Below are 13155 nucleotides of genomic sequence, written 5' to 3' on the forward strand. Positions count from 1 at the left end.
CGCGGGGCTGTTCGGCGGGATCACCTTAGTCAGGGGTCGCCTCGGCTCGGATCTCCCGCTGAGGAGGGAGGCGCGGCGGGGGAGGTTTTGCGAGGATCGTCGGGTGATTCGGCGGATCCTCGGCCCGGTGACGAGCCGCACGACGTACCGCCGCTGGACGTATCTGATCCTCGGCGGGGCGCTCTCGGCGCCGTACCTGCTCTTCGCGGGTGTGGTGGTGCCCTCGATCGTTCCCGTGTCCGCCGACGTCGGCGTCTCGCTCGCCATCGGCGGTGTGGCGGCACTGGTGGTGCTCGCCGGGACGGGACTGCTGCCGCCCGTGCGCGCACTCGAGACCGCCGCCGTCCGTGAGCTGCTCGACGATCCGGTGCCCGAGGCGGATCCGTCCGCGACGGGCGGGGGCGCACGCCTGCTCGCGGCGGCGATGTTCTGCTGCCACGTGCTGCTGGGCGCTCTGGTCAGCCTGCTGAGCCTGCTGGTGCCCGCGCTGCTCGGGCTCGCCGTGGCGGCCCCGTTCACGGGCAGCCTCGGCGCGCCGGGAAGCCCCTTCCCGGTGCCCCGAGGCTGGGCGAGCGCGTGGTTGCCCGCGGTCCTGCTGTTCGCGCTCGTGTTGCTGTTCCCGCTCGTCTCCGCCACCGGCGCGCTGCTGGTCCGCGCCGCGACGGCGTGGCTCGGACTGCCCGCGGCCGAGCGCATCGAGCGCCTGGAGCGCCGCGCGGGGCAGCTCGCCGAACGCAACCGGCTCGCGCGCGAGCTGCACGACTCGGTGGGGCACGCGCTCAGCGTCGTGTCGCTGCAGGCCGGAGCCGCCCGCCGCACGCTGCGCCGCGATCCGGACACCGCCGAACGCGCGTTGCTCGCGATCGAGGACTCCGCCCGCGCCGCGCTCGACGACCTCGACCACGTGCTCGGCCTGCTGCGGGACGAGACGCCGGGGCGCGCGCCACAGGCGGGGCTGGCCGAGCTGCCCGCGCTGCTGTCGGCGACCAGGGCAGCGGGCCTCGACGTGGCCGACGAGGTGAGCCTCGACGCCGCGGTCGCGCCCGTCGTGTCCCGCGAGGCCTACCGCATCGTGCAGGAATGCCTCACCAACGTGCTCCGGCACGCGGGCAAGGTGCCCGTCACGGTGCGCGTGTGCACGGCGGACGGCGAGCTGGCGCTGAGCGTGCGCAACCCGGCAGGCTCGGCGGACGGAACGGCGCGCGAAGGCGGCGGCAGCGGGCTGCCGGGCATCACCGAGCGCGTGGAGGTGCTGGGCGGCAGGCTGCGGGCAGGCCGCGACGGAGCGGACTGGGAGGTGGCTGTGTGGCTGCCGACCGGGACCCGAGGGGGAGGGTGAGTGGACGGCGACCGCATCGGGGTGCTGCTCGTGGACGACGAGCAGCTCGTGCGCACGGGGCTCAGGGCGATCCTGGAGTCCGAACCGGACCTGACGGTGGTGGCCGAGGCCGCCGACGGCGCCGAGGTGCCGGGGCTGGTGTCGCGGCACCGGCCCGACGTCGTGCTGATGGACGTGCGCATGCCGACGGTGGACGGCATCAGGGCTACCGAGCACCTGCTGTCCACATCGGAGTTTCCGCCGAAGGTCGTGGTGGTGACGACGTTCGAGAACGACGACTACGTCTACGACGCACTGCGCGCGGGCGCGAGCGGTTTTCTACTCAAGCGTGCGCGACCGGAGGAGATCGTCGCCGCGGTGCGCACCGTGCTGGCCGGTGACTCGCTGTTGTTCCCCGCCGCGATCCGCAGGCTCGCCGCCAGGAACGCTCCAGGCACTGCCAGGGATGCGCTGAGCGGGGCGAGGCTCACCGAGCGTGAGGCCGAGGTGCTGCGGTTGATGGCGTCCGGTTTGTCCAATGTGGAGATCGCGGAGCGCTTGTTCCTCGGCCTGCAGACCGTCAAGACCCACGTCGGCAACGTGCTCGGCAAGCTGGGCGCGCGCGACCGGACACAGGCGGTGATCGAAGCCTACGAGTCGGGTTTCGTGTCGCCGCTCGACGGGGCGGGCGGGGCTTGATCGCTCCGTTACGGTTGTGCGCATGAACGACGAGCGCGATGCCAGGGCGCGGCGCAGGGACGAGGCCGCGGAGTCGGGTGGGTTCGCCGACCTGATCGGCAGTCCCTTCCGGCTCGACCGCGACCGGATCGCGGCCTCGCCGTTCTTCGCTCGCCTCGGCGGTGTCACCCAGGTCGTCAGCGCGGGCGGGTCGGGGCTGCTGCACAACCGGCTCACCCACAGCCTCAAGGTCGCGCAGGTGGCGCGGGCGATCGCGGAGCGCGTCACGGCGCAGGGCGACACGGGCGAGATCGTCGCCAAGCTCGGCGGCTGTGACCCCGACGTCGCCGAGGCCGCCGCGCTGGGCCACGACCTCGGGCACCCGCCGTTCGGCCACCTCGGCGAGCAGGTGCTCGACCGCGTCGCGCGGCACCGCTACGGGCTGCCCGACGGCTTCGAGGGCAACGCGCAGACGTTTCGCATCGTCACCAAGACCGAGGTCGGCGGGCCCACGCCGCAGGGGCTGAACCTGACGGCGGCGGTGCGCGCCGCGCTGCTGAAGTACCCGTGGGCCCGGCTGCACTATCCGGACCCGCACCCGGCGGCGCTGAGCATCCCGCCCCGGGGAGCCGCCGAACCGGACGAGGCGCCCGGCACGGGCTCGGTGAAGTTCTCGGCCTACACCACGGAGCTGGAGGACCTTGAGCACTCGCGGGCGCCGTTCGCGGGGCTGATCGAGCGCTGGCAGCAGACCGTCGAGGCCTCGGTGATGGACCTGGCCGACGACATCGCCTACGCCATCCACGACATCCAGGACTTCCACCGCATCGGCGTGCTGCAGCACGCGGCCGTCGCCACCGAGCTCGGCCAGTGGCTCGCGCACGCGGGCGAGCTCGCGGACCTGCCCTCGGCCGCGCTGCACGACGAGCACCGCAACCCCGGGCGCTCGCTGGAGTACCTGCGCCGCCGCATGCACCTCAAGGACTCGTGGGTGGTCGACGACGACGCGTTCGCCCACGCTGTGGCGCGCGTGCGGGCGGAGCTGGTCGACGATCTGCTGGCCATCCCGTTCGACGGTTCGATCGAAGCCGAGCAGGCGATGGCCACGTTCTCGGCTCGCTGGACCGCGCGCCTCGTGGACGGCGTGCTGGTGACGCCCGCGCCGCCGACGCGCACCGGGCACGTCACGCTGCGGACCGCGCAGTGGCACGAGGTGCAGGTGCTGAAGTTCGTGCACCGCCGGTTCGTGCTGCAGCGGCCGGATCTGGCCCTGCACCAGCGCGGCCAGGCCAGCATGATCACCAACCTCGTGGACGCGCTCGACGCGTGGCTCACCGACCGCGACGAGGCCCGCAGGCTTCCGCGCAGGCTGCACGACCTCGTGGCGCTGGCGCACCTGGAGTACACCGCGCTCGCCGACCGCTCGCCCGAACTGCTGGTGGGGGCCACGGGGGAGCCGGTGAGCGGAGCCGACGCCGTGCGCTCGCTCGCGCGAGGACGCGCGGTGGTGGACTTCGTGGCCTCGCTGACCGACCGTCAGGCGGCCAGCATGCTCGACGCGATCTCGGGCCACGCCGCGCAGCCGTGGTCGGAGTCGTTCGTTCTGTGAGAGTCCGGTGAGCGCGCGGCAGGTGCGGGGCGGCGGCCGTGCCGTCGAGGTGGAGCCCGACCGGCTCGCCGGGTGGTTCGAGCGCTTCGCGACCCGCAACGACGGCGTGGTGAGCACGGTGCTGGGGGCCGAGGAGGTGGTGGTGACCGGCGGCAACGGCACCACGGCGACCGCGGCCGTGCCGTTCCCACCGCTGGGCGTCGAGGGCGAGCACCGCGAGCACGAGGGGCTCGCCGTGGCGCCGCTGGTCGAGCACGCCAGTCTGGACCGGAGGATCGGCCTGCTGCTCGTGCGGCTCGGCGGGCACAGCGTCGGCGTCGCGCAGCGGGGCGAGGTGGTGCTCTCGCGAACCGACCGGCGACTCGTCCACGGCCGCAACGCGGCGGGCGGGTGGTCGCAGCAGCGGTTCGCGCGCCGCAGGGAGGGCCAGGCACGGCAGGCACTGCGCGCGGCCGCCGACGACGCGGCCGAGGTCCTGCTGCCGCACGTGTCCGAATTGGACGGCGTGGTGCTCGGCGGCGATCGCAAGGCACTCGACGAGCTGCGCGCCGACCGCAGGCTGGCCCCGCTGTTCGCGCTGGCGGCCCCTCGGGTGCTCGACATCGCCGAGCCGCGCAGGACCGTGCTCGACGACGCGGCGCGGCGGACGCTCGCCGTGGAGATCGTGCTCAGGTGAGTCCGATCACCGCCGGGTAAAGCCACTGGACCCCGGTCCGTACACTGGCTGTCGTGGTCGTTCGCCTCGAGTAGCAGCCCCGCCCCGAGCGGGTTGTTCACGCTGCCCTAGTTTCCGCCTCGACGCCACGGAGTTCTCCTTGATCACGGCCACCGGCCTCGAGCTTCGCGCAGGTTCGCGCGTGCTCCTTTCCGACACCGCACTGCGCATCCAGCCCGGCGACCGCATCGGCCTGGTCGGCCGCAACGGCGCGGGTAAGACCACCACGCTGAGGGTGCTCGCCGGCGAGGGCGAGCCCTACGCGGGCGCCGTCCAGCACGGCGGCGAGATCGGCTACCTCCCGCAGGACCCGCGCGAGGGCGATCTGTCCGTCAGCGCCAAGGACCGCGTCCTGTCCGCGCGAGGCCTCGACGTGCTCGTGCGGGACATGGAGAAGGCCCAGACCGCCATGGCCGAGCTCGTCGACGACAACGAGCGCGACAAGGCGGTGCGCCGCTACGGCAGGCTCGAGGAGCGCTTCTCCTCGCTGGGCGGGTACGCCGCCGAGAGCGAGGCCGCCCGCATCTGCGCCAACCTCGGACTCGAGGAGCGCATCCTCACCCAGCCGCTGCGCACCCTGTCGGGTGGCCAGCGCAGGCGCGTCGAGCTCTCCCGCATCCTGTTCGCGGCCTCCGAGGCGGGCGCGGGCGGCAAGTCGGGCACGATCCTGCTGCTCGACGAGCCCACCAACCACCTCGACGCCGACTCGATCAACTGGCTGCGCGGCTTCCTCAAGTCCCACGACGGCGGGCTCGTGGTGATCAGCCACGACGTCGAGCTGCTGGGCGAGGTCGTCAACAAGGTGTGGTTCCTCGACGCGACCCGCGGCGAGCTCGACAACTACAACATGAGCTGGAAGCGCTACCTCGAGGCGCGCGCCACCGACGAGAAGCGCCGCCGCCGCGAGCGTGCCAACGCCGAAAAGAAGGCCTCGGCGCTGCAGCAGCAGGCGGCCAAACTCGGTGCCAAGGCCACCAAGGCCGTCGCCGCGAAGAACATGGCGCGCAGGGCCGAGCAGATGCTCGCGAGCCTCGACGACGAGCGCCAGTCCGACAAGGTGGCGCGCATCAAGTTCCCCGCACCCGCCTCGTGTGGCAGGACGCCGCTCACGGCCGAGGAATTGTCGAAGTCCTACGGTTCGCTGGAGATCTTCACCGGCGTCGACCTGGCGATCGACCGCGGTTCGAAGGTGGTCGTGCTGGGGCTCAACGGTGCGGGCAAGACCACGCTGCTGCGGCTGCTCGGCGGCATGGAGCCCGCCGACACGGGCCGCGTGGTGCCGGGTCACGGTCTGCGTCTCGGTTACTACGCCCAGGAACACGAGACTCTCGACCACGACGCGACGGTGTGGGAGAACACGCGCCATCTCGCGCCCGACACGGGAGCGCAGGAACTGCGGAACCTGCTCGGCTCGTTCCTCTTCACCGGCGAACAGCTCGACCAGCCGGCCGGAACCCTGTCTGGTGGCGAGAAAACCCGCCTGGCGCTGGCGGGTCTGGTGTCGAGCGCGGCGAACGTGCTGCTGCTGGACGAGCCCACCAACAACCTCGACCCGGCGAGCCGCGAGCAGGTGCTGGACGCGTTGCGCAGCTACACCGGAGCGGTCGTACTCGTGACGCACGACCCGGGTGCGGTCGAGGCGTTGGAACCCGAACGCGTGATCTTGCTACCGGACGGTACTGAAGACCACTGGTCCCCTGATTATCTGGAACTTGTGCAGCTCGCGTGAGTTGGCTTGATGCCAAATAGCCGTCCAGATCGTTAGTTGATGTTCGGCAAACACTGAATCGGCCCAATATCTTCGCAGTTTCGGAAGGTTTTTGGCCCGTCGTCTGGCATTCCGCCGCTCAGTGTTCGATCATTGCGGCGGCAGGGGTCGAATGTGGCCCGAAACACCATACGGGCGGAAGGTGGATCGACGTGGCAGACCTGAAGAAGGGTGCGCGGATCACCGGAAACACGCGCGACAAGTTGGCCGCCGACCTGAAGAAGAAATATGAGAAGGGGGCGAGCATTCGCTCACTCGCGGAGTCCACGGGCCGTTCCTACGGTTTCGTGCACCGGGTCCTCTCGGAATCCGGGGTCCAGCTCCGCGGTCGCGGCGGCGCGACGCGCGTCAAGAAGAAGTAAAGGGAGTCGACTCGGACGAGGTGCCGGCGCCGGGCGTCGCGGCGACGCGGGAGGCCGACTCCCGGCTCGGGAAACACAACATCGCGCCCAACAGGACTACCGGATACACCAGATAACCGAATCGGGTGGCCGGCGTGAGCATCGTGAAGGTGCCCAGGCCGACCGCGATACGAAGGAGTGCGTCCCCACCGGTGACGGGAGGTCGCCGGATGATCCACCACATGATCGCCAGAGCCGCTGCACCGAGCAGCCCGAACGTGAACGCCTTACCGATCGGACCGGCGCTGGCGATGAGATGACCCGGAAGTGGGCTCGCCGCGGGTGAGGTGACCGCTCCGAGTCCGGCCGGGAACCGGATCACGTGCTCGAGGAACGCCTCCGGATGCACGAGGTACACCGGCACGTTCACCGCCGCGCAGACGGCGAGCAGCACCAGTACGAAGCGCAGCAGGGCACGCCGCCCCAGCCGGGCGAGCACGAGGATCCCGAGTACGACGGCGGCGGGCGCGACGATGAGCTTCGCGCTTGTGACCAGCGCCAGCACGACGGCTGAGAGCGCCGGCCGGTCCGTTGCGGCCAGTGCGGCACCCAGTACGAGCAGGCTCACGATCGCCAGGTCGGGGCCCGCTGTCGCGAACGTCAGAGCGGTGAGCGGGAACACCGCGACGAGCTGGGCCGCGCGGACCGGAATCCTCGGCTTGCCCAGCAGCCGCCACGCGCCCCACGCGCACAGCACGGCGGTGAGGGCGAAGTACAGCCGCGCGTCCGTCAGCACGTCGGTGACGGGCGTGCCGCCCGCGAGCGCCCTCGGCAGTCCGAACACCGTCATCACAGGGCCGTAGGGCGTGTAGTCGTTCACCTCGGGGGGTCTGCCGAGCGCGCCCACGTCGACGTAGGGCGTGCCGGTGTCGAGGAACAGGCTCGCCGAGCGTTCGATCACCCACACCTCGGGCTGCGCGCTCCACGACCACGGGGTCTCCAGCCAGTCCACGCCCGTGAGCCTGCGCACGAGCAGGAACACCAGCGGGGCCAGCATGCCGACCACTCCGACGGCGCCGATCCCCAGCCAGCGCGAGCGCCACCAGCCGCCCTCGCGGCGCGGCGTCAGCCGCAGCCAGCACGTGTGCGCCAGCGCGAGGGTGTAGGCGGCGACGGCGAAGTTCGCCCAGATCCGGAAGCCGTAGTGCTTGTCGGTGAGTGCCAGCGCGAGCGCGTAACCCGCGGCGATGGCGTAGAGCGCGAGGTCGAGGCGCAGCGGGCGTTCCGCCCAGCCTTGGCGTATCCACTGTCCGACCCCGCGACTCCCCATGGTGCGCCAGGTTAGCGAGGGGCCACGACCGCCAGGAGGCGACCGGGGGAGAATTTTTCCCGGCTGCGGGAAGGATCACGTAGGACACTGTGTTGTCCAGGGCATATGGGTGCAAGATCTCAAGTATTGTCGAGATATTGCACGCTCGGCGCGGAGCACGGAGAGGCTGGGGACGCATGGATAACACCTGGACACTGATGAGTGGCGCGATGAGATCGGCGGACGCGCCGAGGGGGCTGCGCAAGGGAACCGTGCGTCGCATCGCGAGCTTCGCCCGGCCGCACTGGGCCCGCCTCGGGATCTTCCTCGGGCTGACGGTGGTCTCCGCCGTGCTGGCCGTGAGCACGCCTCTGCTCGCCGGCCGCGTGGTGGACGAGATCGTCGGTGGGGGAGTCGCCTCGATCGTGATCTTGCTGGCGCTGGCGATCGCGGGACTTGCCATCGCCGACGCGGGACTCGGGCTGGCCGAACGCTGGCAGTCGGCGCGCATCGGCGAGGGACTGATCCTCGACCTGCGCCGCGCGGTGTACGAGCACGTGCAGCGCATGCCGGTCGCGTTCTTCACCCGCACCCGCACCGGCGCGTTGGTGAGCAGGCTCAACAACGACGTGATCGGCGCGCAGCGCACGTTCACGGCCACGTTGTCGGGCCTGGTCACCAACGTGATCCAGCTCGTGCTGTCGCTGGCCGTGATGGTCACCCTGTCCTGGCAGGTCACCCTGCTGGCACTGGTGCTGCTGCCGGTGTTCGTGCTGCCCGCGCGGCGTCTCGGCAGGCGCATGGCGGACCTGCAGCGGGAGTCGGCCGAGCTCAACGCGTCGATGACCACGCAGATGACGGAACGGTTCTCGGCGCCGGGGGCCACACTCGTGAAGCTGTTCGGCAGGCCGCGCGCGGAGGCCGACGAGTTCGGCGCGCGGGCCGGGCGGGTGCGCGACATCGGGGTGCGCACCGCGATGCTGACGCGCTGGTTCATGACGAGCCTGACCTTGGTGTCCGCGCTCGCGCAGGCGCTGGTCTACGGGCTCGGCGGCTGGCTGGCGCTGCGCGGCGACCTCGCGCCCGGCACCGTCGTGGCGCTGGCGTTGCTGCTGACCAGGCTGTACACGCCGCTGACGGCGCTGGCCAACGTGCGGGTGGACGTGATGACGGCGCTCGTGTCGTTCGAGCGGGTTTTCGAGGTGCTCGACCTCGACCCGATGATCAGGGAGAAGCCCGACGCGCGGGCGCTGCCCTCGGGTGGCGTGTCGGTGGAGCTCGACGACGTGCGCTTCGCGTACCCCTCGGCGGAGAAGTACTCGCTGGCCTCCCTGGAAGACGTGTCCACACTGGACAACCGGGGTGGCGAGGACGTGCTGCACGGCGTGAGCCTGCGGGCCGAGCCGGGAGAGCTGGTGGCGCTGGTCGGCTCGTCCGGCGCGGGCAAGTCCACCATCGCCTCGCTGGTGCCGCGTCTCTACGACGTCGACGCGGGAACCGTACGGTTGTCCGGTGTGGACGTCAGGGACCTCACGTTCGACTCGGTGCGCGAGACCGTGGGCGTGGTGACCCAGGACGGGCACCTCTTCCACGACACGATCCGCAACAACCTCGCCTACGCCGCGCCCGGCGCCACCGACCCCGAGATCTGGCACGCCCTCGACCGGGCCAGGCTCACCGCGCTGGTGCGGTCGCTGCCCGACCAGCTCGACACGGTCATCGGCGAGCGCGGTTACCGGCTCTCCGGCGGCGAGCGCCAGCGGCTCACGATCGCCCGCCTGCTGCTGGCGCAGCCCAGGGTCGTGGTGCTCGACGAGGCCACCGCCCACCTCGACTCGGAGTCCGAGGCCGCGGTCGGGGAGGCCCTCACCGACGCGCTCGACGGGCGCACCGCGATCGTTATCGCCCACCGGCTGTCCACCATCCGGGCCGCTGACCGCATCATGGTGGTGGAAGCAGGCCGCGTGGCGGAGCAGGGTACGCACGAGCAGTTGCTCGCCGCGGGAGGCCGGTACGCGGAACTGCACCGGACGCAGTTCCGCCAGAATGCGCCCACCGCGGCGTGAGGAGGACGTGAGTGATCGACGACGAACCGGCGATGGCCGTCCGGCGGTCGCCGGTTCCGGCGCGCGCGGTGGCACTGGTGCTGCACGGCGGGTCGGAACACGGAACCGCCGTCGTGCGGCCCTGGCGGCTCGCCTACCTGCGGATGGTGCCCTTCGCGAAGGCGCTGCACGCGGCCGGTGCGGCTCAGGGGCTCGAGGTGCGGCTGCTGCGCAACCGCGTGCGCGGGTGGAACGCGCCCACACTCGACCCGGTGCGCGACGCCCGCTGGGCGCTCGACCGGATCCGCGCCGAGACTCCCGACGTGCCCGTGCTGCTGGTCGGTCACTCGATGGGCGGCAGGGTCGCGCTGCGGGTGGCCGACGACCCGGCGGTGACCGCGGTGTGCGCGCTCGCACCGTGGACTCCCGAGGGTGAGCCGGTGGAGCCGGTGCGTGACCGCTCGGTGCTGATCGCCCACGGCACGCGCGACCGGATGACCAGCCCCGAGGCCTCCCACGCCTACGCCAGGCGCGCGGCGGGCACGGCGGCCAGGCTCGCGCGGTTCGAGGTGGCCGACGAGGGCCACGCCATGCTGCGCAAGTCCGCGGTGTGGAACCGGTTCGTGACGGGATTCGCGGCGGGGGAGCTGGACTGGCCGGGTCAGGACGGTGTGCCCGCTTCGGCGTGGAGCGCTCCGGCGGACTTGCGACTGCGACTCGCGCTCTGAGCGGGGCACGCCGGGCTCGACCGGGACGCCGGCTCTGAAAAAGAGGCTCCGACCTGGGCTGTCACTGAGCGGCGTGTCGGACACAACCCGATCGGGGGACCATGCGTCCATTGTCGGGGGCCGTGCGGTTTAGTAGTCCCGCACGGACGCGGCACGACACCGATCGGGAGACGGCGATGACGTACGGCGGACACTACGGCGGCCAGCAGCCCCCGGGCGGCAACCGCCGCCCGCCCCGTGGCCCCAGGCAGCACCAGAGCGCGCAGATGCTGCCCGTGCCCGGCAGCGACCGGGCGCGCCAGGGCCCGCCGCAACGTCCACACCAGCCGACCCGGATGGCGCCGCTGCCCGACGGCCCGCCGCACCAGCCGCCGCCGGGCGGTGAGCGGCCGGCTCCGCCGAAACCCAAGCGCAGGCGCTGGTCGTTCGGCAAGGTCCTGATGTGCCTGCTGCTGGTGTTCGTGCTGTTCCTCGGCGCGGTGTGGGCCTATCTCGAGTTCTCCATCAACCGCATCGACGCGCTGCCCGGCGAGTACGAGGGCAGGCCCGCGGCCGCCGCGGGCACCAACTGGCTCATCGTCGGTTCCGACTCGCGCGCGGGCCTCGACGCCGACCAGCAGGCGGAGCTGAGCACCGGCGACGCGGGCGGTCAGCGCACCGACACGATCATGATCGCTCACATCCCGGACAACGACACCGCGCCCACGCTGCTGAGCCTGCCGCGCGACTCGCAGGTCGAGATCCCTGGCTACGGCACCAACAAGATCAACGCGGCGTTCGCGTTCGGCGGCGCGCCGCTGCTCGCGCAGACCATCGAGCAGGCCACGGGCCTGCGGCTCGACCACTACGCCGAGATCGGCTTCGGCGGGTTCGCCAACCTCGTCGACGCGATGGGCGGGGTCGAGATGGACATCCCCGACGAGATGCGCGACACCAAGACCGGCCTCGTCATCCCCGCGGGAGCGCAGACGCTCGACGGCGCTCAGGCGCTGGGCTTCGTCCGGATGCGCTACAGCACGGCGACCCCGCGTTCGGACCTCGACCGGGTGGCCAACCAGCGGAAGTTCATCGGCGCGATGGCCAGCCAGATGGCGAGCCCCGGCACGCTGCTGAACCCGTTCTCCGTGTTCCCGCTGCTGGCCGACGCGCCGGACGCGCTGACGATGGACACCGACGACCACCTGCACAACCTGCTGGGTCTGGCGTGGGCCATGCGCGGTATCTCCGACGGTGGTGTGGTGACCACGACGATGCCCACCACGTCGAGCTCGGCGGAGTACTGGGACGAGGAGAAGTCGCAGCAGCTGTTCGACGCCTTCCGCAACGACACCCCGGTGCCCGACAGCGCGATCGTCGACTAGCGCCTGTCCGGCGGTGGTGCTCGGTCCCGCTCGGACCGGACTCCGTCGCTGTGCTCCACGCGGCGGGCGCCGAGGGCAACACCACCGAGCCGAGCCGGTGGCCGACGGTGACCGGTCCGAGCGGGAACCGACGGCGTCGGCGCGCCCGCTAGCAGGCGGGCACGTCGCCCGCCGAGCCCGCGTCGACGAAGGCGGCCGACACGTGGTGACCCGGCCCGATGCGGTACCAGACATCGGTGGTGCCCTCCGGACCGGTCACCGACGTGCCCGTGGCCTGGCACTCGAGCGGCACCCCCGCGCGGTTGCCCGCGAGCCCGACGTCGCCGGAGTCGGTGCTCACGTCCGCGCGCACCGTGAGCGGCCCTCCGTCGGTGGTGATCTCGCCGGTCTCGCCTGAGCCCGTCCAGAGATAGGTGGCGTTGACCCAGCCGTTGTCGTCCATGCCGAGGCCGTCCCAGAACGTGCCGTCGGCGAGGTCGATCCCCGCTGGGTTGGCGACCGTGCGGTCGAACTGGTCCTTGCCGCCGTTGTAGCCGTCCTCGTGCGCGGCCTGTGCCTGCGGCGTGCCCTGCGGCAGGTCGGTCCACATCTCCCGCTCGTCCGACGGGCTCCAGTAGTCGTCCTTGGTGTTCCACGGGCCGACGTCCCAGACGGCCGCGTACGCGCACCTGCTCCCGTCGGTGAGGCACACGCGCACCGAGTAGTCGCCGGTGTCCTTCGGGGACAGTGACCGGCCCGACGGCAGCGCCACGAAGTGGTCGCGCTCGGTGATCACGTGGCCGTTGGCCGTGGTGCCGCCGACGAGGCCCTCGCGGGTCGCGAACACCTCGTACGTCAGCGCGTCCTGGGCCACCTCGGCGCGGGCGGCCGGCGCCTGCTCGCCGCGCAGTCCGACCGAGCGCACCTCGGGCGCCGCGGTGGCGGTGGCCGTGAGTTCCACGCGGGCCTGCACGGTGGTGACCGCGCGGTCCAGAGTGGAACCCGCGGGAGTCCACTGCGTCCAGCGGTCGCCGTCGAGGCCGCGAACCTCCACGCGCACGGACGTGCCGTCGGGCACGACCGCGTCGACGTCGGCGACGACGCGGTTGACAGGCCGGTCGAGATCCCGTTGCGCCAGCACGAGATACCCGGTGCCGGGCCGGGTCGTGGTCAGCACCGTGCCGTCGTGGCGGACGCCGGTGTCGTCGGCATCCACAGTGGAGACCTCGGCGGTCCAGGAGGGGCCGGTGTCCTGGACCGCCGTGGCGATCATGGGGGTGAGGGCGACCAGTGGGGTCGCCAGG

At 71.9% G+C, this 13155-nt stretch carries 11 protein-coding genes; 9 read left to right on the top strand and 2 right to left on the bottom strand.

The window, feature by feature from the left end:
- Positions 1–103 precede the first annotated feature (103 nt).
- The 6 genes from JHE00_RS28130 to JHE00_RS28155 all read left to right on the top strand — a co-directional run bounded on the left by JHE00_RS28130 (position 104) and on the right by JHE00_RS28155 (position 6450).
- Positions 104–1339 carry a sensor histidine kinase gene (locus tag JHE00_RS28130; RefSeq protein WP_200323825.1) on the top strand — a complete coding sequence of 412 codons (1236 nt, stop codon included), beginning with the start codon at positions 104–106 and terminating at the stop codon, positions 1337–1339.
- Entirely contained in the window at positions 1340–2017 is a 678-nt protein-coding gene (locus tag JHE00_RS28135; protein ID WP_307832149.1) for a response regulator transcription factor, read from the top strand. It abuts the gene before it with no gap.
- Positions 2018–2039: 22 nt separating this feature from the next.
- Positions 2040–3605, top strand: coding sequence for a deoxyguanosinetriphosphate triphosphohydrolase family protein (locus tag JHE00_RS28140; RefSeq protein WP_200323827.1), 1566 nt, complete (start codon positions 2040–2042; stop codon positions 3603–3605).
- A gap of 7 nt (positions 3606–3612) precedes the next feature.
- Positions 3613–4281 (top strand): acVLRF1 family peptidyl-tRNA hydrolase, encoded by a 669-nt coding sequence (locus JHE00_RS28145; protein WP_307832150.1) that lies wholly within the window; start codon positions 3613–3615, stop codon positions 4279–4281.
- Between the two features lie 139 nt (positions 4282–4420).
- Positions 4421–6049, top strand: coding sequence for an ABC-F family ATP-binding cassette domain-containing protein (locus tag JHE00_RS28150; RefSeq protein WP_200323829.1), 1629 nt, complete (start codon positions 4421–4423; stop codon positions 6047–6049).
- 191 nt (positions 6050–6240) lie between these two features.
- Positions 6241–6450, top strand: a complete 210-nt coding sequence (locus JHE00_RS28155) for a helix-turn-helix domain-containing protein (protein ID WP_110339417.1) — start codon at positions 6241–6243, stop codon at positions 6448–6450.
- On the opposite strand, the gene JHE00_RS28160 is transcribed toward JHE00_RS28155, so the two are convergent.
- Positions 6437–7759: a glycosyltransferase 87 family protein gene (locus JHE00_RS28160; RefSeq protein WP_200323831.1), complete on the bottom strand. Its 1323-nt coding sequence runs from the start codon at positions 7757–7759 to the stop codon at positions 6437–6439. The two genes, JHE00_RS28155 and JHE00_RS28160, sit on opposite strands and share 14 nt — an antisense overlap.
- 176 nt (positions 7760–7935) lie before the next feature.
- Between JHE00_RS28160 and JHE00_RS28165 the strand changes: the two genes are divergently transcribed.
- The 3 genes from JHE00_RS28165 (at position 7936) to JHE00_RS28175 (ending at position 11872) form a co-directional block, all read left to right on the top strand.
- Positions 7936–9804: an ABC transporter ATP-binding protein gene (locus tag JHE00_RS28165; RefSeq protein WP_200323833.1), complete on the top strand. Its 1869-nt coding sequence runs from the start codon at positions 7936–7938 to the stop codon at positions 9802–9804.
- Between the two features lie 11 nt (positions 9805–9815).
- Positions 9816–10511: an alpha/beta fold hydrolase gene (locus JHE00_RS28170; protein WP_372440503.1), complete on the top strand. Its 696-nt coding sequence runs from the start codon at positions 9816–9818 to the stop codon at positions 10509–10511.
- 176 nt (positions 10512–10687) lie between these two features.
- Positions 10688–11872, top strand: a complete 1185-nt coding sequence (locus JHE00_RS28175) for an LCP family protein (protein ID WP_200323835.1) — start codon at positions 10688–10690, stop codon at positions 11870–11872.
- Positions 11873–12020: 148 nt separating this feature from the next.
- Here the strand turns inward: JHE00_RS28175 and JHE00_RS28180 are convergent, their stop codons facing one another.
- Positions 12021–13124: a DUF8814 domain-containing protein gene (locus JHE00_RS28180; RefSeq protein ID WP_230425065.1), complete on the bottom strand. Its 1104-nt coding sequence runs from the start codon at positions 13122–13124 to the stop codon at positions 12021–12023.
- Positions 13125–13155: the final 31 nt, after the last annotated feature.

The sequence above is a fragment of the Prauserella cavernicola genome (genome assembly GCF_016595675.1).
GTDB classification, from domain to species: Bacteria; Actinomycetota; Actinomycetes; order Mycobacteriales; family Pseudonocardiaceae; genus Prauserella_A; species Prauserella_A cavernicola.